25 protein-coding genes are annotated in these 23,458 nt (G+C 44.3%); 7 read left to right on the top strand and 18 right to left on the bottom strand.

The window, feature by feature from the left end:
* Positions 1 to 17 precede the first annotated feature (17 nt).
* Together J4N37_RS11420 and recR are read left to right on the top strand one after the other, a co-directional pair.
* The gene (locus J4N37_RS11420; RefSeq protein ID WP_005380618.1) at positions 18 to 347 is read left to right on the top strand and encodes a YbaB/EbfC family nucleoid-associated protein; all 330 of its coding nucleotides are present in this window, start codon (positions 18 to 20) and stop codon (positions 345 to 347) included.
* A 30-nt stretch (positions 348 to 377) separates the two neighbouring features.
* A complete protein-coding gene (gene recR, locus J4N37_RS11415) occupies positions 378 to 977 on the top strand; it encodes a recombination mediator RecR (RefSeq protein ID WP_010449502.1) in 600 nt (199 codons plus the stop codon).
* A gap of 53 nt (positions 978 to 1,030) precedes the next feature.
* Here the strand turns inward: recR and aqpZ are convergent, their stop codons facing one another.
* Together aqpZ and J4N37_RS11405 are read right to left on the bottom strand one after the other, a co-directional pair.
* Positions 1,031 to 1,729: an aquaporin Z gene (gene aqpZ / locus J4N37_RS11410; RefSeq protein ID WP_252040950.1), complete on the bottom strand. Its 699-nt coding sequence runs from the start codon at positions 1,727 to 1,729 to the stop codon at positions 1,031 to 1,033.
* A gap of 213 nt (positions 1,730 to 1,942) precedes the next feature.
* A complete protein-coding gene (locus J4N37_RS11405; RefSeq protein ID WP_010449500.1) occupies positions 1,943 to 3,202 on the bottom strand; it encodes an aromatic amino acid transport family protein in 1,260 nt (419 codons plus the stop codon).
* A gap of 314 nt (positions 3,203 to 3,516) precedes the next feature.
* Here J4N37_RS11405 and J4N37_RS11400 point away from each other — a divergent pair, with 314 nt between their 5' ends.
* From J4N37_RS11400 to J4N37_RS11390, 3 genes are read left to right on the top strand one after another with little or no spacing between them, the layout of a single operon-like run.
* Positions 3,517 to 3,897, top strand: coding sequence for a RidA family protein (locus J4N37_RS11400; protein ID WP_010449499.1), 381 nt, complete (start codon positions 3,517 to 3,519; stop codon positions 3,895 to 3,897).
* A 15-nt stretch (positions 3,898 to 3,912) separates the two neighbouring features.
* Positions 3,913 to 5,190: an L-cysteine desulfidase family protein gene (locus tag J4N37_RS11395; protein ID WP_252040949.1), complete on the top strand. Its 1,278-nt coding sequence runs from the start codon at positions 3,913 to 3,915 to the stop codon at positions 5,188 to 5,190.
* Positions 5,191 to 5,218: 28 nt separating this feature from the next.
* The gene (locus J4N37_RS11390) at positions 5,219 to 5,875 is read left to right on the top strand and encodes a helix-turn-helix transcriptional regulator (protein ID WP_045385833.1); all 657 of its coding nucleotides are present in this window, start codon (positions 5,219 to 5,221) and stop codon (positions 5,873 to 5,875) included.
* Here J4N37_RS11390 and J4N37_RS11385 read toward each other — a convergent pair.
* Positions 5,872 to 6,120: a YkgJ family cysteine cluster protein gene (locus tag J4N37_RS11385; RefSeq protein ID WP_009707328.1), complete on the bottom strand. Its 249-nt coding sequence runs from the start codon at positions 6,118 to 6,120 to the stop codon at positions 5,872 to 5,874. The genes J4N37_RS11390 and J4N37_RS11385 overlap by 4 nt on opposite strands.
* A 222-nt stretch (positions 6,121 to 6,342) precedes the next feature.
* Between J4N37_RS11385 and J4N37_RS11380 the strand changes: the two genes are divergently transcribed.
* Positions 6,343 to 6,795, top strand: coding sequence for a YcgN family cysteine cluster protein (locus J4N37_RS11380; protein ID WP_045385838.1), 453 nt, complete (start codon positions 6,343 to 6,345; stop codon positions 6,793 to 6,795).
* A 306-nt stretch (positions 6,796 to 7,101) separates the two neighbouring features.
* On the opposite strand, the gene J4N37_RS11375 is transcribed toward J4N37_RS11380, so the two are convergent.
* From J4N37_RS11375 to J4N37_RS11320, 12 genes are all read right to left on the bottom strand, one after another.
* Complete coding sequence (locus J4N37_RS11375) at positions 7,102 to 8,100, bottom strand: hypothetical protein (RefSeq protein ID WP_252040948.1); 999 nt, start codon at positions 8,098 to 8,100, stop codon at positions 7,102 to 7,104.
* Positions 8,101 to 8,376: 276 nt separating this feature from the next.
* Positions 8,377 to 8,715, bottom strand: coding sequence for a hypothetical protein (locus J4N37_RS11370; RefSeq protein WP_252040947.1), 339 nt, complete (start codon positions 8,713 to 8,715; stop codon positions 8,377 to 8,379).
* Positions 8,716 to 8,868: 153 nt separating this feature from the next.
* A complete protein-coding gene (locus J4N37_RS11365; RefSeq protein ID WP_252040946.1) occupies positions 8,869 to 9,873 on the bottom strand; it encodes a hypothetical protein in 1,005 nt (334 codons plus the stop codon).
* A 276-nt stretch (positions 9,874 to 10,149) separates the two neighbouring features.
* Entirely contained in the window at positions 10,150 to 11,388 is a 1,239-nt protein-coding gene (locus J4N37_RS11360; protein WP_252040945.1) for a hypothetical protein, read from the bottom strand.
* Between the two features lie 153 nt (positions 11,389 to 11,541).
* Positions 11,542 to 12,597, bottom strand: a complete 1,056-nt coding sequence (locus J4N37_RS11355; RefSeq protein WP_252040944.1) for a hypothetical protein — start codon at positions 12,595 to 12,597, stop codon at positions 11,542 to 11,544.
* A 9-nt stretch (positions 12,598 to 12,606) separates the two neighbouring features.
* On the bottom strand, positions 12,607 to 14,184 hold the full coding sequence (locus J4N37_RS11350; RefSeq protein ID WP_252040943.1) for a PAAR-like domain-containing protein: 1,578 nt from the start codon (positions 14,182 to 14,184) through the stop codon (positions 12,607 to 12,609).
* A 72-nt stretch (positions 14,185 to 14,256) separates the two neighbouring features.
* Positions 14,257 to 15,345, bottom strand: a complete 1,089-nt coding sequence (locus J4N37_RS11345; protein ID WP_252040942.1) for a hypothetical protein — start codon at positions 15,343 to 15,345, stop codon at positions 14,257 to 14,259.
* Entirely contained in the window at positions 15,342 to 16,430 is a 1,089-nt protein-coding gene (locus tag J4N37_RS11340; protein ID WP_252040941.1) for a DUF2169 family type VI secretion system accessory protein, read from the bottom strand. Before J4N37_RS11340 ends, J4N37_RS11345 begins: the two co-directional genes overlap by 4 nt.
* 11 nt (positions 16,431 to 16,441) lie before the next feature.
* Positions 16,442 to 16,915, bottom strand: coding sequence for a DUF6484 domain-containing protein (locus tag J4N37_RS11335; protein ID WP_052447970.1), 474 nt, complete (start codon positions 16,913 to 16,915; stop codon positions 16,442 to 16,444).
* A 1-nt stretch (position 16,916) separates the two neighbouring features.
* Positions 16,917 to 18,983, bottom strand: a complete 2,067-nt coding sequence (locus J4N37_RS11330) for a type VI secretion system Vgr family protein (RefSeq protein ID WP_252040940.1) — start codon at positions 18,981 to 18,983, stop codon at positions 16,917 to 16,919.
* A 101-nt stretch (positions 18,984 to 19,084) separates the two neighbouring features.
* Positions 19,085 to 19,603, bottom strand: a complete 519-nt coding sequence (hcp-2, locus tag J4N37_RS11325; protein ID WP_038887549.1) for a type VI secretion system effector Hcp-2 — start codon at positions 19,601 to 19,603, stop codon at positions 19,085 to 19,087.
* 402 nt (positions 19,604 to 20,005) lie between these two features.
* Positions 20,006 to 20,257: a GlsB/YeaQ/YmgE family stress response membrane protein gene (locus J4N37_RS11320; protein ID WP_045393523.1), complete on the bottom strand. Its 252-nt coding sequence runs from the start codon at positions 20,255 to 20,257 to the stop codon at positions 20,006 to 20,008.
* Between the two features lie 238 nt (positions 20,258 to 20,495).
* Here J4N37_RS11320 and J4N37_RS11315 point away from each other — a divergent pair, with 238 nt between their 5' ends.
* Positions 20,496 to 22,178 (top strand): mechanosensitive ion channel family protein, encoded by a 1,683-nt coding sequence (locus J4N37_RS11315; RefSeq protein WP_252040939.1) that lies wholly within the window; start codon positions 20,496 to 20,498, stop codon positions 22,176 to 22,178.
* 83 nt (positions 22,179 to 22,261) lie between these two features.
* Here J4N37_RS11315 and J4N37_RS11310 read toward each other — a convergent pair whose 3' ends face one another.
* The 3 genes from J4N37_RS11310 to J4N37_RS11300 form a co-directional block, all read right to left on the bottom strand.
* Positions 22,262 to 22,546, bottom strand: coding sequence for a putative quinol monooxygenase (locus tag J4N37_RS11310; RefSeq protein ID WP_252040938.1), 285 nt, complete (start codon positions 22,544 to 22,546; stop codon positions 22,262 to 22,264).
* Positions 22,547 to 22,586: 40 nt separating this feature from the next.
* Positions 22,587 to 22,982, bottom strand: a complete 396-nt coding sequence (locus J4N37_RS11305) for a VOC family protein (protein WP_010449489.1) — start codon at positions 22,980 to 22,982, stop codon at positions 22,587 to 22,589.
* An 82-nt stretch (positions 22,983 to 23,064) separates the two neighbouring features.
* A complete protein-coding gene (locus J4N37_RS11300) occupies positions 23,065 to 23,361 on the bottom strand; it encodes a ribbon-helix-helix domain-containing protein (protein WP_045393533.1) in 297 nt (98 codons plus the stop codon).
* Between the last annotated feature and the right edge of the window lie 97 nt (positions 23,362 to 23,458).

Genomic DNA, 23,458 nt, shown 5'->3' with positions numbered 1-23,458 from the left:
AAACCAGAGAGATAAACATGTTTGGTAAAGGCGGTATGGGCAACCTAATGAAGCAAGCCCAGCAAATGCAAGATCGCATGCAAAAGCTTCAAGAAGAAATCGCGAATATGGAAGTAACTGGCGAGTCTGGTGCTGGTCTAGTTAAAGTTACAATCACTGGCAGCCACAGTGTGCGTCGTGTAGACATTGACGAAAGTCTGATGGAAGACGACAAAGAGATGCTAGAAGATCTTATTGCTGCAGCATTCAACGATGCAGCACGTCGCGTTGAAGAGACTCAAAAAGAGAAAATGGCTTCTGTAACTGGCGGTATGCAACTACCACCAGGTATGAAGATGCCATTCTAATCTGCTGAATCTTAATTAAGCGGATTTTTAATGCGTACCAGTCATATGCTGGAACAATTGATGGAGGCCTTACGTTGTCTACCTGGGGTTGGCCCCAAGTCGGCGCAACGTATGGCCTTTCATTTGTTACAGCGTGATAGAAAAGGCGGTTTGCAACTGGCAGACGCGCTGAGTCAGTCCATGACAGAAATTGGTCATTGCACTGAGTGCCGTACTTTTACTGAAGAAGAAGTCTGCCATATCTGTACTAACCCAAAACGCCAAGAAAACGGTCAGATTTGTGTAGTAGAAAGTCCAGCAGACATTGCAGCAGTAGAAGCCACTGGTCAATACTCAGGTCGGTACTTTGTGCTGATGGGGCACTTATCACCACTGGATGGTATTGGCCCAAGTGATATTGGCCTTGATGTGTTGGATTACCGTCTCCGTCGAGGTGATGTTTCTGAAGTGATTCTTGCCACCAACCCAACGGTGGAAGGGGAAGCAACAGCACATTACATCGCAGAGCTGTGTAAAGAACATCAAGTTGATGCAAGCCGCATTGCCCACGGTGTACCAGTCGGTGGCGAGCTTGAGCTCGTGGACGGGACAACCTTGTCACACTCCCTTCTGGGGCGACACAAGATTTAATAAAAAAGCCGCTGAATTCAGCGGCTTTTTTGATCTTGCGGTTTGCGAACTACTTAATCGTTTGATTCTTTACCTAGAAGATTCTTGTAGATAAGTGCACCTAGAATACCGCCCAGGATTGGTGCTACCCAGAAGAGCCATAGCTGAGACACAGCCCAGTCACCAACAAACACCGAAACACCAGTACTGCGTGCTGGGTTAACCGAAGTGTTAGTCACAGGAATACTGATTAGGTGGATAAGAGTCAAACACAGACCGATCGCGATAGGTGCAAAGCCTTGCGGTGCGCGTTTGTCTGTCGCGCCCATGATTACGATAAGGAACATCATCGTCATCACCACTTCAGTCACAAGTGCCGCCATCATTGAGTATTGACCTGGAGAATGTTCACCGTAGCCGTTTGAAGCGAAGCCCGAACCAACAGCATCAAACCCCGCTTGACCGGTCGCGATAACATAAAGCACGCCACCTGCAATCACACCACCGACAACTTGAGCAATGATATAAGGTACAACGTCTTTAGTCTCGAAACGGCCGCCAGCCCATAAACCGACAGTCACAGCTGGGTTTAGGTGACAGCCAGAGATATGGCCGATAGCAAATGCCATGGTAAGAACGGTCAAACCGAAAGCAAAAGAAACACCTAATAGGCCAATGCCCACGTCTGGAAAGCCAGCAGCCAGTACAGCACTGCCACAACCACCAAGTACTAACCAAAAAGTACCAAACACCTCTGCCATGTATTTATTCATATTGTTTCCTATGCGGGTTGAGATTACCCGCTGAACATAGTTGAGAATTGTCAGAAAAGTGTGAGCTAGCACTCGGAAATTAAGCAGATTGCGAGATTTGGGTAAACTCGTCTCAGGTATGAAACAGAATTGTCGCGAACGGAGAGGGGAGAAAATAAAGACGAAAACCTCGGCTACCACATAGATAAATGATAACCGAGGCGAGAGGATGGATTAACTAAAAGCGATAAACGGTGAGATACACAGCAAAATGCCTGTAGCAATGATTAGGTATAAAGAAGCACCTTTGTATTTGTGCAGAGAAGGCACTTGATACACTAGGTAAGCTGGGATCAAACAACCAATCAGACCAAAGATAGGGCTACATACTGAAGTAAAGCTCAGCACAGGTAAATTCAGAACGATAGCACCCCATGCCATCAATATCGCGAATAAGATAATGCCTTTTGTCACAAGCTCTTTGTTGATTTGTTCTTCTGGCATGACCTTCTTAAGAGCGAGCATGGCTAGGCCTTGGCAAGAATCACGGAAACCAAGGTATACGCCGAAGAATGCAGTCATCACTGAGAAGATATTGAGCATTAGGCTTAGAAGTTTCAGAGTTGTGCCGTCCATCCCTTGAGCTACCATCGCCAAGGCTGAGATGTTTTCTTCTGCTGCTTTTACTGCCTGTTCATGAGACATTGCTAAGGTAAATGAAATTGCGTAGAAGAACACAGTGACAAACAAAATACCGAAGGCAAGCTTCATCGCGCGCATTGCTTTGAAGCGTGCAACTTCAATCGACTTCTCTTTAGAACGGTAAGAGATCACCATTGGGCTTAAGCTTTGAATGAACAAGATAGAAGTGAGCGTGAACGGCAATAGCTCTATGGCATCTTTCAAGCCAGCACCTGCTGTTGGTACGCTACCCACGTTTGCTAAATCCCACTTCTCAATCATCATGAAGCCAAGCAATGCAACAGTACACAATTTGATTAATACCAATCCTGTACTGACTTTGAATAGGATCTTCTCACCACGAGAAGCGATGGCTACCAAAGCACAAACCAAAGCTAGACCATACAGCGGATTTTCTGACAATAGCCCTTTGGTTACGCCAAAACTATGTAGGAAGGAAGCTGAATCATTGTTGATCGCAGTGGAATAGACAAATACCCAGATCACCAACATGATGAAGTAGAGCATGCCTAATAATGCTCCCCATTTATTACCTAGGTAACCGGAGATGACACCTGCGTAATCTTGGCATTTTGGTGAAGTGGATAAGGTATTGATGAAGAGGCGTTGGAATAGATACATTGCAGGGTAGCCAATTACTGCAGAGGCTAGGAACACCCATAGGCCAAGCACGCCAACCTTAACGGGGAGGAACACAATACCTGCACCGATAGCCATACCGATACTCATGATAACCCAACCCCAGTCGGTGCTATCAAACTTAGTTGCGGCTCTCCATTCTTCTGCCGTCATGCCAGCTTTAACGTGAGGCGGTTCATTTGTTATTGGAAGAGTTTGTGTAGGTACAGTAACGCTCATTGTCGTTTTCTCTTTGTTAGTATGAATTTTTCTCAAATCTATTTGAGAAAAAGATTAACAACAATTTTTTTGTGGAAAATTCAGATAAATTTGAGATCTCGGCAAAATTACTCAATAAAATCTGAATTTAGATCGATTTGTGTGATCTGTAGTGGTTGTTTTGCTCACATATAGTTGAAAGAATAGCTTTGAAACGAAAGCGAAAGCTGAGTTTTACGACTAAAACTAAAAACTATGTGAGGATTAACATGAAAGAATTGATCGCTTCAGAGCACGCTCCAGCCGCTATCGGCCCTTATTCACACGGTACCGCTTATGGTGACTTGATTTTTACTTCTGGTCAGCTTCCTGTTGATAGCGCGACAGGCAAAGTGGTTGAGGGCGGCATTACTGCTCAGAGCCATCAATCTTTGACGAACTTGAAACACGTCTTAGAAGCGGGTGGCGGTAGTATTGATACTGTTTTAAAAACAACTTGCTACCTAGCAAACATCAGTGATTTTGCTGAATTCAATAAAGTGTATGCAGAGTTTTTCAATAAAGATTGCCCTGCACGCAGCTGCTTTGCGGTGAAAGATCTTCCGCTAGGTGTGTTGATTGAAGTTGAAGCGATTGCTTGCAAGAAGTAATACGGAGAAAAAAGCATGAATCAGCAATGGAACCAATATATCCAAATCATTAAGCAAGTCGTAAAACCTGCGCTCGGATGTACAGAACCCATTGCTGCTGCATATGCGGCAGCAGTTGCAAAGCGTGAGCTTGGAAGCCAGACCCCAGACAGGATTGAAGTTCGTGTCTCTGACAATTTATTTAAAAACTCGATGGGAGTTTATGTTCCCGGAACCGGGAAAATTGGTCTTAAGATCGCTGCGTCAGTTGGTGCGTTGGCAGGAGATCCTAATGCAGAACTTGAGGTTCTTGCCAAAATTAATCAAGACGACGTAACTGCCGCCCAGCAACTGATCGACCAAGAGCGTGTCAGTGTTTCACGTATCGACACACAAGAATTTATCTTTTGCAGCGTAACTATGACAGCTGGGGATGAAGTCGTTTCAGTGACGATCAGTGGCGGACATACCAACATTATTCAGATTACTCGTAACGGTGAAGTGACGTTTGATGCACCTCAGCAACAGCGTGTTGCAACAGGATCGATTTGCGAAGGCGTCGATATCTCGATTAAACAAATCTACGAATTTGCACTTCAAGCGCCTTTTGAAGACATCAAATTTATTCTAAGAGCGGCGGAGTTAAATAGTTCTTTGGCGCAAGAAGGGATCGATCGCGGTTACGGTTTGGAGATAGGAAGAACGCTGAAAGGCAATATCGATCAAGGTTTGCTTGGCAATGATTTGATGAGCCGAATTCAGATGATGACGTCTGCGGCATCCGACGCTCGAATGGGTGGTGCGACACTGCCTGCTATGAGCAACTTTGGTAGTGGAAACCAAGGTATCGCAGCAACGGTTCCTGTCGTTATTGCTGCAGAAGCGTTCCAAAGCAGTGAAGAGCAGCTAGCACGAGCATTGATAATGAGTCATCTTGGCGCGATTTATATCAAATCCTACTACCCACCATTGTCTGCTTTCTGTGGCAACACAGTAACCAGCGCGGCGGCATCCATGGCGTTAGTGTATTTGGCGGGCGGCTCGTTTGAACAGTCATGTTATGCGATTCAGAACGTAATTAGCGACAGTTCGGGCATGGTATGTGATGGGGCGAAATCATCCTGCGCGATGAAAGTCTGCACTTCCTCTACCACCGCGGTACGCTCATATTTGATGGCGATGGGTAACCACAGCGTGAAGAATCAAGGTATAGTAGGCGATGAAGTCGAACAAACTATAAGAAACGTAGGCTCTATGGTTAGACTTGGTATGCCGTATACTGACAAATCTATTATCGATATCATGTCGGCCTAGCCTCAAAGTTTTTGCTAAGGGAAGTAAATTGCAGCTTAAGAAACTCACCAAAAGTGATTTAGATATTTTGAATTCGATGAAGAACGTCGTCGATGGCATTGCTCGTATGTACGGTGAACATACTGAAGTCGTTCTTCACAGTCTTGATGCAGAAGCACCAGAAATCATCAAAATTGCCAATGGCCATGTTACTGAACGTGGAGAAGGCGCTCCAATTACCAACTTAGCAAGAATGAAGCTACTTGAGGGCAAGGACGTGTCAGACTCGTATCTGACTAAAACCGCGAGCGGAAAGACCTTGCACTCGATTACCACCATCGTTCGTAACCCAAAAAACAAGCCTATTGGTCTACTTTGTATCAACGTGGATATGGATGTGCCGATGCAGGACTTTTTGCGCTCAATCTTGCCGCAGCCGCAGAACCCTTGTTGCACAGGAGCGAGCTCGCCAGAAACGTTTGCACGCAACATCGACGAAACCATTATTAGTACGATCGAAACCGTTCAGTCAGAAGTATGGACGAATGAGGCAATCACACCTTCCAAACGCAACCGAGAGTTGGTAACACGCTTACAAGGTTTGGGGATTTTTAAATACAAAGATGCGGTATTGATGGTGGCAAATCATCTCGGTATTTCACGCGATACGATTTACCTTTACCTAAGGGAATTGGGTAACGATTAAGTGAGCTGTTCTAACTCGGTAATGTTGCTCAAAGCTTCCTGATTAGTTTTGCCACATACGATCGGACACGGTTTGAAATCATGGCAAACTTTTGGACGTTCTGGTTTTCCGAACAGCTTGCACAGGTTATCGTCATTCAGTTGAATGCAACGTTCACCTGCTGGTTTGCCGTTTGGCATGCCCGGAATAGGGGAAGAGATACTCGGTGCAATACAGCACGCCCCACAACCTAATCGACAATCCATCTAAAAGCCCTCGTAAAAATGAAGGGGGCATTATGGACATTTCTCGCCAGATTGGAAGAGGTGCGCGTCAATTCCTATCCACAAGGTCATTTGGCTAAATGCGAACAAATCTTACTCAACGCTCCTATCTCTCCAGTAAGGCCGTAAAACTTGAATTTTGCCGTTCAGAGGGGTATAAAACGCACCCTATTCATTCCCATTCAAAACATAAGTAGTAAGCGTATGAGCACTCCATTTTGGCAAAGTAAATCGTTAGAGCACATGACAGAAGAAGAATGGGAATCTCTCTGTGATGGTTGTGGTAAGTGCTGCTTGCACAAGCTAATGGATGAAGATACTGACGAAATCTACTATACCAACGTTGCGTGTAGTTGGTTGAATAGTAAAACCTGTTCTTGTAAAGACTACCCGAACCGTTTCACATCAGGTGAAGAGTGTACCAAGCTCACGCGTGAAGATATTGATGATTTCACATGGTTACCTCATACCTGTGCTTACCGTCTGCTAGCAGAGAAGCAATCGTTGCCAGAATGGCACCCTTTGATTACGGGTTCTAAGTCAGCTATGCATGCGGCTGGTGAGAGTGTACGCAACAAAGTCGTTTACGAGATTGATGTGGTGGACTGGGAAGACCATATCCAAAACTTACCTGATAGACTAAAACCTCACGGCTAATTTTATAAATAGTGTTGTGTATTTACTGCATGGTTAGCGTGTATCAAGAGGCTCTTTTTGAACTCTAATAATTGCATACACAGGTACTCGATACGTTTGCGAGTAAAGCTTGCAATATCCTATTTTGAGCTCCTGTGACTATTCATCGATAGACTCGCCATCATTCATTCAGTTCATCAGATTTTAAAGAATAGTAAATTGATATTTATCGGCCTTAATGCGAAACCTTTTCCTTACTGTGAAGGTGTGTTTCATTGATTCTTATCGCCTAAAAAGGGGACGAGAACTTAATGCAATGAAACCACGTTACTTTTTACTCTTGCTGATGATTGCAGCGAGGTCATCAAGATGCTCTTGTGCTTCTTCGATAAAGTCTAACGCTTGTCCTAGCAGCATGCTGCCTTCTTCCGGCGTGATATCGTGGCAGCCATTGATGTTTAGCCACTTTTCTCCATCGAATAACGCCACCTGATTCCAATGGTTAGCGACAAGCAATTTGCCATGCGCGCTATAAAGGTATTTACCCGCTATTGGTGCAAATTGGCCCTCAAAGTCAAAAACCTGGGGGACTAAATCTTCTCCGATAAGGTAAGTGCTGTGCTCTGTTCCAGCGAAAACGCGCCCTTGGTAGCTGACAACACTGAAAAAATCGCTCGCATAATCGTCTGGGTGATATACCTTCCACTCTTCGCCACGACCTCTGGCGACTTTTCCGTATTCACCCACAATGTAGACGTAACCATCTTCTGCACAACAGACGGCGTTACAACGGAATTTTTGACGACTGCCAATGTCGATGGGGGACCAGTTTTCACCATCAAAATGCCAAACGTCTCGATCACCGCCGACGGCATATAGGTCTTGTTGGCTAAAACCGTCAATATCCCTGAATCCGGTGCCATTACCTCGCTGATGGTTATACGTATCTCGCAACTCTTGCTCTAGCTGCCAATGATCTGGGCCTAGTCGCTTATACACACAGCGACATGTCGATACACCGTAGACAGTCCCTCCGATGTTCTTCAGAGCTGAAACTCCGGTTTTGTTGCTTGTTAAGCTGGATTCAAAATGTTTGTTGTCACCAACTCCGCAGTAGTAAACATCACCAACTCGATCTACCACTAAGTACTCATTGAACTCTGTGTGTACGATTTTGGGACTGGCCCATCCTGTTGCAAACTCACGCCCACCCCATTTTTGCTCGGGGAAATGAGCAAGGTTACACACCGCAAACCTGACTTTCACCCCGCCATCTTTGTTCTCAGTATCACTTTGAAGAAGGATACAAAGATAACTTGGGCTCATAAGACAAGCCCCAACAGCGTTAAAATCGCGAAACATCTCTTTTTTCGTAATTGACAATGTATGATCCTCTTAAAATTCTTCGCCTATAGCAGTTTCACAGCACTTACCAGTTTCGTTTTTTGTTGTAGGCAACATATCCTTGCACTGTGCTTGAGCTGCTCGGGTGCAGCTATCAGAGTCTGCAATATCTGATTTTGAGTTGCTGCAAATGTTCATCGGTAGACTTGATTGTTGTTAATTCGGTTCACCGGACTTTGCAGCACAGTAAATTGCTATTTACACCATTCTCATTGGCTCTTGAGGTTCCAAGCGCTTTATGTAAAGAGCAGCGTATCGACGGTGTAATTGATTTCCCACTCGGAATATTCTTTCTAAATTTTCCAGGCTTGGAATGCACCCAGAAAAACACCGAGTGTGACACATCATTTTGGGGCTTGAATCAAGCATTTGACGTATATCAATCAGGAGTGACTCTTCTGGCTCGCCATGACAAAAGCAAACATAAAGTTTAGCGATTGAGCATGCTTCTGATTCTATTTTCACCTCGTTAAGATCATATGCTGTTTTATTACTCTGATGGGCAATAGATAGAATTGGTTCAGAAATGATCGCCATAGTGGTTCTACTGATTGATATTTATACGTCCACAATAGGAAATCCATTTCCTCATTGTGTGGTTGTGTAGCGTTACCCCCTCGCACTCTGCTTGATTGATTCTTATCACTTAAGAGCCAAAGGGGGATGAAAACTTAGTGCAATGAAACCACGTTACTTTTTACTCTTGCTGATGATTGCAGCGAGGTCATCAAGGTGATCTTGTGCTTCTTCGAGAAAGTCTAACGCTTGTCCTAGCAGCATGCTGCCTTCTTCCGGCGTGATATCGTGGCAGCCATTGATGTTTAGCCACTTTTCTCCATCGAATAACGCCACCTGATTCCAATGGTTAGCGACAAGCAATTTGCCATGTGCGCTATAAAGGTATTTACCTGCTATTGGTGCAAATTGCCCCTCAAAGTCATAAACCTGTGGGACTAAATCTTCTCCGATAAGGTAAGTGCTGTGCTCTGTTCCAGCGAAAACGCGCCCTTGGTAGCTGACAACACTGAAAAAATCGCTCGCATAATCGTCCGGGTGATATACCTTCCATTCTTCGCCACGACCTCTGGCGACTTTTCCGTATTCACCCACAATGTAGACGTAACCATCTTCTGCACAACAGACGGCGTTACAACGGAATTTTTGACGACTGCCAATGTCGATGGGGGACCAGTTTTCACCATCAAAATGCCAAACGTCTCGATCACCGCCGACGGCATATAGGTCTTGTTGACTAAAACCGTCAATATCTTCAAACCCAAAGCCAAGGACATCGCTGCCATGGGCGAAGTAGCTGTCTCGTAAAGTTTGGTCTAGTTGCCAATGATCTGGGCCCAAGCGCTTATATACAGAACGGCACACAGAGACACCGTAGACAGCCCCTCCGATGTTCTTCAGAGCTGAAACTCCGGTTTTGTTGCTTGTTAAGCTGGATTCAAAATGTTTGTTTTCACCAACTCCGCAGTAGTAAACATCACCAACTCGATCTACCACTAAGTACTCATTGAACTCTGTGTGTACGATTTTGGGACTGGCCCATCCTGTTGCAAACTCACGCCCACCCCATTTTTGCTCGGGGAAATGAGCAAGGTTACACACCGCAAACCTGACTTTCACTCCGCCATCTTTGTTCTCAGTATCACTTTGAAGAAGGATACAAAGATAACTTGGGCTCATAAGACAAGCCCCAACAGCGTTAAAATCACGAAACATCTCTTTTTTCGTAATTGACAATGTATGATCCTCTTAAAATTCTTCGCCTATAGCAGTTTCACAGCACTTACCAGTTTCGTTTTTTGTTGTAGGCAACATATCCTTGCACTGTGCTTGAGCTGCTCGGGTGCAGCTATCAGAGTCTGCAATATCTGATTTTGAGTTGCTGCAAATGTTCATCGGTAGACTTGATTGTTGTTAATTTGGTTCACCGGACTTTGCAGCACAGTAAATTGCTATTTACACCATTCTCATTGGCTCTTGAGGTTCCAAGCGCTTTATGTAAAGAGCAGCGTATCGACGGTGTAATTGATTTCCCATTCGGAATATTCTTTCTAAATTTTCCATGCTTGGAATGCACCCAGAAAAATACCGAGTGTGACACATCATTTTGGGGCTTTGAGCTACCCACCATTGCTGGATTTTATGAATATCAGGGAAGGGCAGCTCTAGCTCATAAGCCTGAGTTAAAGCATCACGCTTACTTCTTTCTTGCCATGTTTCTTCACTGAGAAATACATATTCTTGTTGTTTTTCTTTATCTTGAAATTGCACTGTATCTAGACTTAAATCTTGAGCCTCTATATCAACCCCAGTAATCATCGAGAGTGCTTCTGCTGCTAGTGGAGCCCATTCTGGGGAATCCATAAAATTGATGAGTGTTGGGATGTAATTTGGCAAGCCCGCAATACCAATTGCATATATTTTTAGTCTGTTTGAATAAGAGCTATGTAAAATTTTGCTGAGTAATTTTTCTACGCTCTCAATCGGCATTAATGAGAATAATAACGGAAGTATGTCTCTTAGCATTTGGGGGCTTGAATCAAGCATTTGACGTATATCAATCAAGAGTGACTCTTCTGGCTCGCCATGACAAAAGCGAACATAAAGTTTAGCGATTGAGCATGCTTCTGATTCTATTTTCACCACGTTAAGATCATATGCTGTTTTATTACTCTGATGTGCAATACTTTCGAGTGCGGTAAGAACTTCTGGTTCGGCAGAACCACTGATTTTGTCCTGTAAATAACCATCCGCTAAACGTATTTTTTTAAATTGTGCATATTTTAGCGTTGCACGTCTAAGCCAAGGGTTTTGACTAAAGCCTAATTTAACGAGTATGTCTTTTAATTGTTCAGGATTAAACCAGACTAAAGCAGAAGCGAGTTCGTCACTCTTCTCCAGAGTATCAACATAGTCTACCGCTTTTTGCCAAAGGTCAGTTTGTCGGTGCTTTATACCCAACCAAGTGAGAGCGAATAGACTTCCAACATCGTCGATGTCAATATTCTCGATAGGATGGTGACCACTCTCTTGTGCTAGTGAAAGTAGCCTTAGGTAACTTTTTAGCCGGTAACGTAACGTTTCTATATCCTGCGGGTCAAAGAGTGGGGATTGAGTTGCTTGATGGTACAAATGCCATGCAAACGGCGCATCGTCATAAAGTTGCGATAGAATTGGTTCAGAAATGATCGCCATAGTGGTTCTACTGATTGATATTTATACGTCCACAATAGGAAATCCATTTCCTCATTGTGTGGTTGTGTAGCGTTACCCCCTCGCACTCTGCTTGATTGATTCTTATCACTTAAGAGCCAAAGGGGGATGAAAACTTAGTGCAATGAAACCACGTTACTTTTTACTCTTGCTGATGATTGCAGCGAGGTCATCAAGGTGATCTTGTGCTTCTTCGAGAAAGTCTAACGCTTGTCCTAGCAGCATGCTGCCTTCTTCCGGCGTGATATCGTGGCAGCCATTGATGTTTAGCCACTTTTCTCCATCGAATAACGCCACCTGATTCCAATGGTTAGCGACAAGCAATTTGCCATGTGCGCTATAAAGGTATTTACCTGCTATTGGTGCAAATTGCCCCTCAAAGTCATAAACCTGTGGGACTAAATCTTCTCCGATAAGGTAAGTGCTGTGCTCTGTTCCAGCGAAAACGCGCCCTTGGTAGCTGACAACACTGAAAAAATCGCTCGCATAATCGTCCGGGTGATATACCTTCCATTCTTCGCCACGACCTCTGGCGACTTTTCCGTATTCGCCCACAATGTAGACGTAACCATCTTCTGCACAACAGACGGCGTTACAACGGAATTTTTGACGACTGCCAATGTCAATGGGGGACCAGTTTTCACCATCAAAATGCCAAACTTCTCGATCACCGCCGACGGCATATAGGTCTTGTTGGCTAAAACCGTCAATGCCCCTGAATGAGACACGCCCCCCCCTGTGATGGTTATACGTATCGCGTAACTCTTGCTCTAACTGCCAATGATCCGGCCCCAGTCGTTTATATACAGAGCGGCACGCAGAAACACCGTAGACAGTCCCTCCGATGTTCTTCAGAGCTGAAACTCCGGTTTTGTTGCTTGTTAAGCGCTCTTCGTATTGCTTGTTCGCCCCTAAACCAAAGTAATACACCTCTCCTATGCCATCGACAACAACAAACTCGTCAGTTTTTGTATGCGCGACTTTAGGGCTTACCCATCCTGGTGTAAAGCTCTTCATACCCCAACGTTTACCCACTTCATTACCTAGGTTGTATACTACAAACCTAACTTCCACCGCTCGATCGTCATCAAATAGGTCCTCCTCCATTAAGACACAGATATAATCGTGGCTCATTACACAGGAGCCAATAATGTGGTAACCACCAAACACTTCTTTTTTTGTTAATTCCATAATTCTTCTCTATTTAAAACCACTGCCAGTGTCGTCATTGTCCTTGCCTCGACCCATCTCGCTTTTTCTTGTCGGTAACATATTCTTACACTGTGCTTGATTATAGTAATGTGCGAGTTGGGCTCGGGTGCACTTTTCATCGCAATCTGCCCCAACGGTTGCCTTATGTGATTCGACTGCCATCTCTATCGCTTGATCAATGGATATCGGAGTGCTCTCACCTAGAGTTAAGCGATGATCATCGACAATGTCATCAAGTTCTGAGTGAACTCGCCCGTGGCTACCATGTATATTTAGTACGCCCTCAACACACACGACTGGGGCATCGCCTTTTTTGTAGTTGGCACACGCATTTTTCGCCCAAGAATCCGGTATCAAATGGTGTCCGGTTTGGCCTGGACAGCAGCCTCTTTTATCTCCAAAGAGTTTTCCATGGATATCAGACTTTGCGATAGTGGCTTCTTTCTTTCCTTGTTTAGTTAACTTAGTAAACGGAACCAGCATACACTTTCTCGCTTTAACACAAGGGTTCTTTTCGGCTGCGGCTGCCATTATTGATGCACGCTCTTCTACTTTTTTTTGCAGAGCTTGATATTCTGGTGAGTCTTTGTCTAACTGCAACACATCTTTAAACTCATCTAAGCCTTTTGAAAATTCTTTGAGGTCATCAAGTTTTTGCGTGACATCTTGAAGAACATCCCGAGCATCCCAGATTGCTGTTGTTGTATCAAAGATTGTAATGATGCTGTCTACTACGTTGTAGACTGTCACTCCAACTTCACACGCAGCTGCGCCTACTGGCCCGAGCACGCCGCACCCTAATGCCGCAACGTGCTTTTTAGCCGCTCTTTCTGCATAATCAGCCGCTGCTCCGGCAATAATATCCACCCCTTGATGCTTAAGTTGATCTTCGACCTCTTGCCTTAATTCATGGACGCCGTTCTTGAGTTCTTTGGCTTGATTACTTAGTGCCTTAACATGCGGTTTGATTGCAAGTTGCTTGCAATGTTTGTCTTTCCATGTTTTGTTTCGCACTTTGTACTTTTGTACCTGCCGATTGTTTTTACGTTTTTTTTTCCGCTCTGCGTTGATTTTGTTACGCTTTTCCATTTTTTCACGGAACTGTTTATTTTCTTCTTTACTAACTTTGCACTTTTTATCTACTTTTTTTATTGTTTCTTTACAGTCAGCTTGTTTATCACTCTGAGATAAATATGCCCATGGCGCAGTGTTCCCTGGTGAGGAACCATGGTTATGAGTCGTCAAATCGGTGTGACGCGTCACGTTAAGGCCTTCGACCATGACGTTCATTGACCAGCTCGTAAAATAGGTTTTTCCTTTGATGGTTCCTGTTATCAGTCCCTGTCCAAACGAACGTGTCGCTGCTTCATTACCTGTACTAGTCTTAAGGTATGATTTATCTTTCAAAACAATCGGTTTGCCACCAATGAACACGGTCTTGGAACCATTTGCCAGATCCTTTGCGTAGGCGGTGTTTGCATATGGTATGACCACAGGGCCAGCAGGAGGAGAAGGTGGGCTCCAGCAAGGGTCTGGGAATGCCGCGATGGATTTCCCATCGGACACTTTGCACGCAACTTCTAGCCCGTTAGCAAATACGGAGTTAGCCATCATTTATCCTCTTTATCGTCGTCTCAATCAAGTTGCTTCTGAGCCGATGTGGCGGTGCCTCAAAGAAAATGCAGCACGGTCATGTTCATCATTACTCAAGTGACATAACACCTTTTCTCCAAATTTTTCGTCATGCATGAAGGAGTCTATTGCCATTGCCATTATGATTGGCCCGACAACAGCGCCAGTTTCTCCAACATGAGAAGCAGGCAACAGTAAAGGTTGATGTTCTACTTTAGTTTTTAGATTCCGCGTTTGAGCTAAGCTGGCCTCTCGGAAAAAGTATTGTTCGCCTGAAATATCTGCAATACGTGCAGGGTAATCATTTAAAGTGCACCCAGCTGCCGTGCAAGCCTCTCTGATCGCGGTGGTTAAGCCTTCTCCTTTTGAGACTCTTGCGTCCAGAATAGGGATAGGCTCGGAAGCAATAGCGGCTCCGTCGATAATATAAGGGGAGTCATGCTTTTCTGCTTTACCTACAACAATGATTGCGGCGGCCTCTGCTGGTATAAAACCGTCTACGTTGTCATTTCCGTTTCCTCGCGTCAGGATGCGACATTTGCCCAAAATAGGATCTTTGTTCCAATAGTCTGCCAACAGCGTATTAATAGTTTGAGGGAATAAAAGACTATCCACAGCCATGAGCATAACTCTGTCATGATTTGTGGTTTGTAGAATTTCTTGCGCTCGCTCCAATTGATTAACAAAGCTGGTTCGACCTTGATCGAAGCACTCTAAGTAGTCACGATGGAACTTTCCTTGAAATTCAGGAATTTTCGCAATTTCGTCGAATATTTTCTTCTTTGTACTAGCGGTATCCAGTAGCGTGGCACGCTTGGGATCAGGAAGAGCGCATAAGACTGGCATTGCATCATACTGCTTGGTTAAGTCTTGTCGTGCGAGATTAAGTAAGTGTGCCAATCTCTTGTAACCACGAATACTCTCGTTAAACGGTACCTCTGCTATGGGGTAGCGACTGCCTTCAGGATATACAAACGCGTCATAGCCAGCTTTCATTGCAGCACAGCTTTCTTGCCAACCGGTGGCCAATGGCGTGACTAGGCCAAAATCTAGTATTGCGAGCGGAGATTCCGCATTTATAGCAAATGTTGTCATCTTAACAATTTTCCTTTGTCTAGCATGTAGGTTTTTCCTAACATTTTGGCGCGGCGCCATGCTTTGGTAGGAGTACCAACTAAAATTGTGTCTACTTCTTCAGCCGTACGACACAGTTTCCAATTTGCGCGCCATACAATGCTGAAACGCTCTAACTCAGGCTCAATGATCAAAGTATCAGCAACAGGCTGGAGAATATGTTCTTTGTTTTGAGCGTCTATCACTGCCATGTAAATAACTGGTTGTGGAATCTCAAAAGAAATTATCCCAGTGGGATGGACCCCTTCGAGGATGACCTTCTCACCACCTTTTAAATAATCAGTTTGTTGATCTGAGGGCGCACATTGATAAAAACGTTCATCAAAATCATCGGGTAAGAACGGGCGAACGTTATCAATCCAGTTTTGGTCATAAGTTCCACCGTATTGCAAGCGTGGTAACCAGTTACGCGCAATTGGGCCAAATGATTGTGGTTTATAGAGGTGGGAACTGCTGCGAATTGGTTCGCCTATCTCCTCAGTTTGCGGGCCTGCCTTACCTTTTCGATCCTTATCTGAGTGTAGAGGTAAGTAGCCAAGGCCTATAGGATTCGCCATACATACTTTTATTTTTCCATCGCTTAAGCGACTTGAATCTGTGCCTCCAAATGCGATGTCATAATTAATAGGTTGAGTATTGAACAATTGCGGCGTGTTCAGCTTTGTACCTAAACCTATTGAAATCCATGCTCTGGCACCTGTCACAGAAAACTGTTTATCTATTTGATTCAGTTTTAATCTAACTCTGACTCTTTCTTCTCCACATTCCATGATGGAGTGAGCGTGAGCGTGCATAATGACATCGCAATACGGCTTAAATGAGGCAAAATCGTTTTCGTATATTGGAGAACTAACGCCTGGATCTCCGGTAAATGTATCTGTCTCTTGGATTGCTAGGCTTTCTTCTCGTTTTAGGAGTTTGGCATTTTGATCCCCTTTAGGAAATGACCAAGAACCCTTAGCAACGATAACTAACCCGTTGCTACCATCAGGTGAAAGCGAGCTTGCATAAGATGCGTCAAGCTTTGATGAGTTGTGTAATTCCATTATAACTTCACTCAATTTAGCTTCACTGAACCACCTTTGATGCGGTTCGCACCATAAGATTGGCTATTAATGGATTGTCCACGGATATTTACTTTACCGTGTGCATCGAGCGTAATTCTACCGTTACCACACTCCAAGGTAAGTTCTTCACTCGCTTTGATAGTCACGCTTTTAGCGGTTTCGTTAGGAGTATGTATTAGCCCTGTAACAACGGGTTGATTTAGGTCATGGTCAATAAAGGAAACCAAGCAATCACGACCTATATCGTAGTCATAAAGAGGTGTACTTGTATAAGCTTCTAGCAGAAAATCTAGAGATGCAAAATCTAACCACAAACGGTTATCTTCATCTATGTCAGCTATCCTACCTAATTGTGGGCATGTTGGATCTAATAGCTTTCTGGTAGCCTCAGTATTGTTGGTTACTTGCTCCAACAAATCTTGCTGGGTTGCCGAAAGGGAATATTCGCGGTGTTCTTTTGTCATTTTAGTTCTCGAGTACTTTTTTGCCCTTAATCACTACATTCTGTTTTGCTTTGGTTTTGACTTCACCACTGCCAGAAAATGTAATGTCTGCACCTTTTAGAATGATAGTCCCGTCTGATTTCATCGTGAGGCTAGCTTTTCCTGTTTTGAGGGTTATTTCTTCACCTGCGTCATAATTAATCGACTTACCGACCATTGTCGATTTGATGCCGCCAATCTCGCTCATATCAGCCAAACCGACGGTCTTGTTCATGGCGCCCCCAACACTCACTTGATAACCAGCACCGATACTCAGCGCTTTCGCGGCTCCGACTGTTTCCGCTTTGGCAATCGCCGTTGTTTCTGCAGTGTTCCCTTTAACCGTTACCACCTCGTTACCACCGACAGTTTCCGTTCTGTTGTTGCCAATGGTGATAGTCTCGTCATTGCCGACGGTTTCGGTTCTATTCTGGCCTATGTTTATGTTTTCATCGTTTCCGACATCTTCACTGCGGTCATGCCCTACTTTGGTGGTCTCATCATTGTTCACCACATTGTTTTGGTCTTTCTGTGCGTGAATGAAAATTTCTTCTTGACCGGCTTGGTCTTCGAAGCGAATTTCGTTAAAACCGTCCCCTTGATGAGTCTCCGTCCTAATGACAGTCCTTGTTTTGTTGGCTGGCAACGGGTATGGCGGAGTATTCGTCGCATGATAAGTGCGGCCTGTGATGATCGGCTGATCTGGATCGCCATGTAAAAACGAGACAATAACTTCATGACCAATACGTGGTACAGCCATGAAACCATATTGAGCCCCAGCCCAGCCCTGAGATACGCGTACCCAGCATGAACTATGCTCGTTTTGTTCGCTTTCTCTATCCCATGGGAAATGCACTTTTACCCGACCATGTTCGTCACAATAGATCTCTTCACCTGCGGGGCCGACTACTTTCGCTATCATTGGGCCATCAACTTGCGGTTTCGGTTGAGGCTTCGCTCGCCAAGTCTTGTTTGCGGGGATAACGGTAAATTGATTCGAATACGTGGTTGCTCCGTGGCCACCATCTTCTTCTAGCGCTTGAGGTTGGGTACCTTGATGCGTCACCGCAACCACAATCCAATCGCGGTTTGCGCTCGCTTCTAGGTTTTCACTTAAATCAAATTTAACCCCAGCTTGGAGTGCATGGTGGTTACTTTTACCATGCCCTAGGTTTGATTCTCGGCGTAAGTATTCGAGACGAAGTTGGCTAAAGGCGATACCAGAGCCATCATCTTTGTATCGCCCCGGAAAGTCGTAATGTTCATAGCTGCTTTGTTGGAAGCTAAGGTCTGCACCTTGCTGCTCTTGCAAAAAGCCATAGCTTGGCTTTTTGAAGCTGTAATCTTTGAAAGTGAGGTGACTTGGCTCGCTTTGATGTTCAATTTTAAATTGGGAAACAAAGGGTTCACCCGATTGTCCACCTGCCAAGCCATTGTGTAATACAGGCGCGCCATACTTGCTGATCAAAGCGCTGTCGTCAAAGAACACAACCGTATGTTTGCCATCGGCTTGTTCAATGTAATAGGTAATCCCCTCTTCTGCTGCTAGGCGATGTACAAACTCTAAGTCCGTTTCACGATATTGAACGCAGAATTCACGTTGAGAAAGGGATCTTTTTAGTGCAAAACTAAAATCCGCTACGCCCATCTCTCCCAGTATTTGGCTAATGATGTCTTGAACCGTCTTTAACTGGAAAATTCGACTGTTTTGACGTAACGATAGACGCTCAAGGGCCGGCACTAAAACTAGAGAATAAACGGTATGATGATGACCAATGTCACCTTGAGAAAACTGACGAATAATGCCATTCACAAATTGAACGGGTTCGCCATTGCGTTTCATGGTCAGTTGGGCGGTTTTATCCACGACCTGTTGAGCGGTTATACCGGATTGTCGGCTTGCCAATTCAATGTTATAGCGAAAACCATAACAAGCCTGAGATACGCCAAAGCTCGAATCCGATAGCGATTCTTTACCTTGATAACCAGTAACCACAAAAGTCTCTTCTGGTAATCCTTCAACGGTTAGGGTGAATGTTAACTTTGCCATCAACTGTGCCTTCTTAATATGAGAAACAAAGACCAGTGTGGGTGTTGCCACCCACACCGGTCTGACTGAACATCAAATCAATATTGATGAACAGACGAGGATTACGCCTCGATTGGTTTACGCCAGTCGTCAGAGCCAGACGTACCCGCGTTTACGTGATCCCACGTAATTTTGCGGTAAGAAAGCGATACTGTTACGTTTTGAGTGAAGTCGTATTTCGCAGGATCTTGACAGTGAGGCATTTCACAGTGGATATCGACGATAGACGCGTTCTCTAGCTTGGTTGTGAAGAAGTTTTCTTGCTTACCTTCAATAGAGGTGCGGTACCATTTTAGTTCTACGGTTGTCATTTTCTCGCCTGATGCCAATGCGTTGTATAGCAGCGGTACCGCTTTGTTTAGACATACTGTGAACTTAAATGGTTTGTGAACACGTTGACCTGAAGGTTGGCCAGATTGCGGGTCAGTTGGAACAGTAACGTTGTGGTCGAACTGTTGTACTAGCATCTCATCTTCATGACCTTCAACGAATGAGTCACCGATTGAATCTGCTGTACATGCACCAGCAGTGATTAGACCCTGAGTTTGACCTTCAATTGAGATATAACATGGAGTTGGCATTATTTATTTCCTTAATTAACTCAAAAATGTTTTACATATGAATGCTCCCTAAATATCCAAAATGCATACCATTCATTCATCCTTTTATTACAATACCTTGCATTGATAAATATCTTAAATGAGCAATAACCTGCCTGTTTGAGCGATTTTTTGCTCGAGTTCAAGTAAGAACTCGCTTGAACCGAAATGTTATGTATTTCAGTTCAACCTAATATGAATTACTTGGTAGCAGAGCTCTAGAGGTCAATGATTATGCCTCATAATTGACGCATTGCTTTTTTGAAACGAATGGTCGAGAGGTTTTGGGGAGAATGCTTTGAATCCATCGAAGCAACCAAACCCGGACGTAAACAAGCCTTTCATGGTGAGAGGCTTGTTTCTTTGGAGATGAGATGAAAGTACCTAGCTTTTTATAAAACGGTTATAAATAAACAGCAGGACGAAAGCCCCCAGTGTCGCTGTGATGATACTGCCGATATTGATCCCATTTGCGCCACCAAGTCCGACAAAGCTTCCTAAAAAACCGCCCACGAATGCACCAGCGATACCGAGTAGCATGGTTGCAATCCATCCACCACCATCCTTACCGGGCATTAGCCATTTTGCTAACGCGCCTGCAATCAAGCCAAGAATAATCCACGATAGAACACCCATAATTCTCCCTTACATAAGTTGAAGTTACACGGATACGACTAAATCATAGTTCATTCTATTTAAGTGGGATGGGGAATATTTTGAAGCCGTGCTATGAACTTTGACATATGAGTAACGAAATGCTGTTCGACATTTAAAGCCGTGTTGTAAACTTAAGAACTATAATTTCAGGTGTTTGAGTCTCTTTGAGTCAAAATTGGACTCTAAGAACGGAATCACGTTTTCGAATGAGGTAATAATGGCGTTTCTATCTCCCCTTAAGGTGCGTTTCGCTTCCTTGTTATTTATATTGACAATAGTCATGGCTTCTCTGAGCACTTTTATTGCGCAGGCAACAGAGAGTGAAGCAGAAGTCCCAAAGGTTTCTGCTGCGGAGCAAGCGATTGATCGCATCAACACAGACATTATCGATTTGTCTGAAACCCTGAAACAAGCGAGTGGTGATGAGCGCGATGCACTACAACTGCAGCTTTTCCAGAAAAACGAAGAATTAAGAAGCCGATTAGCAACTGCCATCGACCATGAATCGATTCCTCATAGCAAACTGCTTGAGTTAGTGAGAATGCAAGAGAAGTACTCTGTAGGTGCGACTGCTTATTTAGATGAGAAAATCAAAACACTTTTGGTGGAAATCAATAAGGCTAAGGATGAAGACAAACTCTCTTTGATCAATAGCTATCGAGAGTTGCAGCAATATCTTGATGCAAGCTATGACTCGAGCTGGCAAAACCTGACTTGGTTGAAAAAGCTCAATATCCAAGATCAAGATGCAGAATTGGAGCTTAAAGAAGGAGTCGATAAGCGAATGCGCATACTTTCGGCTTCGATTGAATACTTGAATCAACAAAGTGGTGTCATTGCCTCTCAGTTGTCTTCAAGCCCTGAATCAGAGAAGGCATCGCTACAACTAAGCCAATTAATACTTAAGCAGAGACTTGGTATTGCAACGGACAGCTTGCGAAAACTGATTTCCATTGGTGATAAAGTTGGTTTAGAAACCTCTGAATATAAGCGTCAGATTTTCGAAGTGACGGGGAGCATTACCCACGATCTACTCAACACCAAAGTGGTGCTCTCCATCGTGAGCCACTGGTCAAACTCAGCGGTAGATTGGCTAGCTGATAATGCGCCTCAACATATCTTCCAGCTGTTCGTATTTGCGTTAATTCTCATTATTGCCCGTGCCTTAGCCAAGCTAACTCGCAAAGTGGTGAGTAAAACCGTTGCTTCGAAAAACTTAAAACTCTCTCACCTAATGCAAGACTTCTTTATCTCAATGTCAGGTAAAGCCGTTTGGGTGATTGGTATCATGGTCGGCTTATCTCAAATAGGTCTCAACCTAGCGCCAATTTTGACGGGTTTTGGTATCGCGGGTGTGATTATCGGTTTTGCGCTGCAAGATACGCTGTCGAACTTTGCGGCGGGTATGATGTTACTTATTTACCGTCCGTTTGATGTTGGCGATTTTGTTTATGCTGGTGGGGTAGATGGAAAGGTAAGCCATATGAGCTTAGTGAACACCACAATTCGTACCTTCGACAACCAAATCATTATCGTACCAAATAGCAAAATTTGGGGAGATGTGATTAAAAACGTCACCCATGAGCGCATTCGTCGTGTTGATATGATTTTTGGTATCGGCTATGCCGATGATCTGCTCAAAGCAGAAGAAGTGCTAAATGATATTGTTACGTCGCACCCTTCGGTACTTCGTTCACCTGAACCTAATATCAAGGTACACACCTTAAATACATCCTCAGTTGATTTCATTGTTCGTCCTTGGGTGAAAACCGATGATTACTGGGATGTATATTGGGATGTAACCAAGGAAGTGAAACTGCGCTTCGATCGTGAAGGCATTTCGATTCCATTCCCGCAACAAGACGTACACTTACACATGGTGGAAAAGAAAGAGTCGTAGACACCTCCTCTTTAACAGATAACAACAAAGGCGCTCAATGAGCGCCTTTTTATTGGTGTTTTTCTTGGTATTGCTGTCGAGATTTAGACCTGGTCGAAGAAAGTCACTTTAGGTTCGCTAACCAGTAAGTCTTCAATCTCCTTCAATAGGGCTTGAAAGTGCGCCGTGTTGCAATGTGAGTCAAACGCGGCTTGGTCTGCAAACTGCTCTTGAAACAAGAACTGACTTGGGTCGTTTTTATCTTGGAACAGTTGGTAACGCAGGCAACCCGGCTCATTACGAGTAGGTTCTAGCATGCCTTTTAGCGCTTGCTTGAGTTGCGAAATAGAGTCTGTTTTAGCATGAAATGCAGCCGTTAAATGAATCATTGTCGTGTTCACTTCTTTGCCGTTATGAAAGATTTCGTTTTTATAGGTAACGACCTTGACGTTGCAAGAACTCAATCTTGTAGCCGTCTGGATCGGTAATAAAGAAGAATGTCGCTAGGTGCTTTTGTTGGTGATCAAACGCTTTAATGTCGCTCGCCTCTATGTCTAAGTTCTTTAGGCGTTGATGGGCGGCCTCGATATCTTCGACACTGACAGCGAGGTGGCCGTAACCAGTACCATGAGTATACGGCTCGCTCTGATCATGGTTGTGGGTAAGTTCGAGTTCGAAGCCCGTTTCTGGGTTGGCCAAATAGGTAAGAGAAAACCCGTCGAAGATATATTGGTCTTTGATTTCTAGCTCAAGTGCATTGCTGTAAAACTTAAGAGAACGCTCGAGATCGCTTACGCGGATCATGGTATGAATCATTTTTGTCATGAGTACTCCTTATTAGTGCGCCCAGACTAGTCATTTTTCGGGAACAATAGGTAGTACTCAAGTACGACAATCAAATAGGGACTTAGTTAAGTTCGCTGAGCGCGCTTTCAATCGTTGCTTGAGGTTGGCGTGCGTAAGTAAGGCAAGCACAACGTAGCAGGGAAGCGAAATTGTTGACCTCACCATTGTGCTTTAACGCTTCTTGGTAAACAGTACTGATGAACTTAGGCACCGTCATCTCTTGCGCGGAAGCAATCTCTTCAAGAATCAACCAAAAGCTCGATTCTAGTTTTACGCTGGTGGCATGGCCATCAATGCGGATAGAGCGGGTGATAAACTGATAATTTTCTTGGGGTTGTTTAGCAAATATTTCGCACATGTGATGTTGTTCGTTTTACAAATGAACCGAAGATATTGGAGCTTGAGAAGCGAAGCGTCAACCGTTTTGAATACAAAAAACGCCCTCAAAGGAGGGC

Origin of the sequence: Vibrio sp. SCSIO 43153 (assembly GCF_023716625.1) — a bacterium.
Classification (GTDB): domain Bacteria; phylum Pseudomonadota; class Gammaproteobacteria; order Enterobacterales; family Vibrionaceae; genus Vibrio; species Vibrio rotiferianus.
This window is presented reverse-complemented; position numbering and strand designations above follow the sequence as displayed.

Excerpts from the sequence above, each read along its gene's own strand:
- J4N37_RS11420 (WP_005380618.1), top strand. The coding sequence starts at position 18 with ATGTTTGGTAAAGGCGGTATGGGCAACCTAATGAAGCAAGCCCAGCAA.
- recR (WP_010449502.1), top strand. The coding sequence starts at position 378 with ATGCGTACCAGTCATATGCTGGAACAATTGATGGAGGCCTTACGTTGT.
- aqpZ (WP_252040950.1), bottom strand. The coding sequence starts at position 1,729 with ATGAATAAATACATGGCAGAGGTGTTTGGTACTTTTTGGTTAGTACTT.
- J4N37_RS11405 (WP_010449500.1), bottom strand. The coding sequence starts at position 3,202 with ATGACGGCAGAAGAATGGAGAGCCGCAACTAAGTTTGATAGCACCGAC.
- J4N37_RS11400 (WP_010449499.1), top strand. The coding sequence starts at position 3,517 with ATGAAAGAATTGATCGCTTCAGAGCACGCTCCAGCCGCTATCGGCCCT.
- J4N37_RS11395 (WP_252040949.1), top strand. The coding sequence starts at position 3,913 with ATGAATCAGCAATGGAACCAATATATCCAAATCATTAAGCAAGTCGTA.
- J4N37_RS11385 (WP_009707328.1), bottom strand. The coding sequence starts at position 6,120 with ATGGATTGTCGATTAGGTTGTGGGGCGTGCTGTATTGCACCGAGTATC.
- J4N37_RS11380 (WP_045385838.1), top strand. The coding sequence starts at position 6,343 with ATGAGCACTCCATTTTGGCAAAGTAAATCGTTAGAGCACATGACAGAA.
- J4N37_RS11375 (WP_252040948.1), bottom strand. The coding sequence starts at position 8,100 with ATGAGCCCAAGTTATCTTTGTATCCTTCTTCAAAGTGATACTGAGAAC.
- J4N37_RS11370 (WP_252040947.1), bottom strand. The coding sequence starts at position 8,715 with ATGGCGATCATTTCTGAACCAATTCTATCTATTGCCCATCAGAGTAAT.
- J4N37_RS11365 (WP_252040946.1), bottom strand. The coding sequence starts at position 9,873 with ATGAGCCCAAGTTATCTTTGTATCCTTCTTCAAAGTGATACTGAGAAC.
- J4N37_RS11360 (WP_252040945.1), bottom strand. The coding sequence starts at position 11,388 with ATGGCGATCATTTCTGAACCAATTCTATCGCAACTTTATGACGATGCG.
- J4N37_RS11355 (WP_252040944.1), bottom strand. The coding sequence starts at position 12,597 with ATGGAATTAACAAAAAAAGAAGTGTTTGGTGGTTACCACATTATTGGC.
- J4N37_RS11345 (WP_252040942.1), bottom strand. The coding sequence starts at position 15,345 with ATGACAACATTTGCTATAAATGCGGAATCTCCGCTCGCAATACTAGAT.
- J4N37_RS11340 (WP_252040941.1), bottom strand. The coding sequence starts at position 16,430 with ATGGAATTACACAACTCATCAAAGCTTGACGCATCTTATGCAAGCTCG.
- J4N37_RS11335 (WP_052447970.1), bottom strand. The coding sequence starts at position 16,915 with ATGACAAAAGAACACCGCGAATATTCCCTTTCGGCAACCCAGCAAGAT.
- J4N37_RS11330 (WP_252040940.1), bottom strand. The coding sequence starts at position 18,983 with ATGGCAAAGTTAACATTCACCCTAACCGTTGAAGGATTACCAGAAGAG.
- hcp-2 (WP_038887549.1), bottom strand. The coding sequence starts at position 19,603 with ATGCCAACTCCATGTTATATCTCAATTGAAGGTCAAACTCAGGGTCTA.
- J4N37_RS11320 (WP_045393523.1), bottom strand. The coding sequence starts at position 20,257 with ATGGGTGTTCTATCGTGGATTATTCTTGGCTTGATTGCAGGCGCGTTA.
- J4N37_RS11315 (WP_252040939.1), top strand. The coding sequence starts at position 20,496 with ATGGCGTTTCTATCTCCCCTTAAGGTGCGTTTCGCTTCCTTGTTATTT.
- J4N37_RS11310 (WP_252040938.1), bottom strand. The coding sequence starts at position 22,546 with ATGATTCATTTAACGGCTGCATTTCATGCTAAAACAGACTCTATTTCG.
- J4N37_RS11305 (WP_010449489.1), bottom strand. The coding sequence starts at position 22,982 with ATGACAAAAATGATTCATACCATGATCCGCGTAAGCGATCTCGAGCGT.
- J4N37_RS11300 (WP_045393533.1), bottom strand. The coding sequence starts at position 23,361 with ATGTGCGAAATATTTGCTAAACAACCCCAAGAAAATTATCAGTTTATC.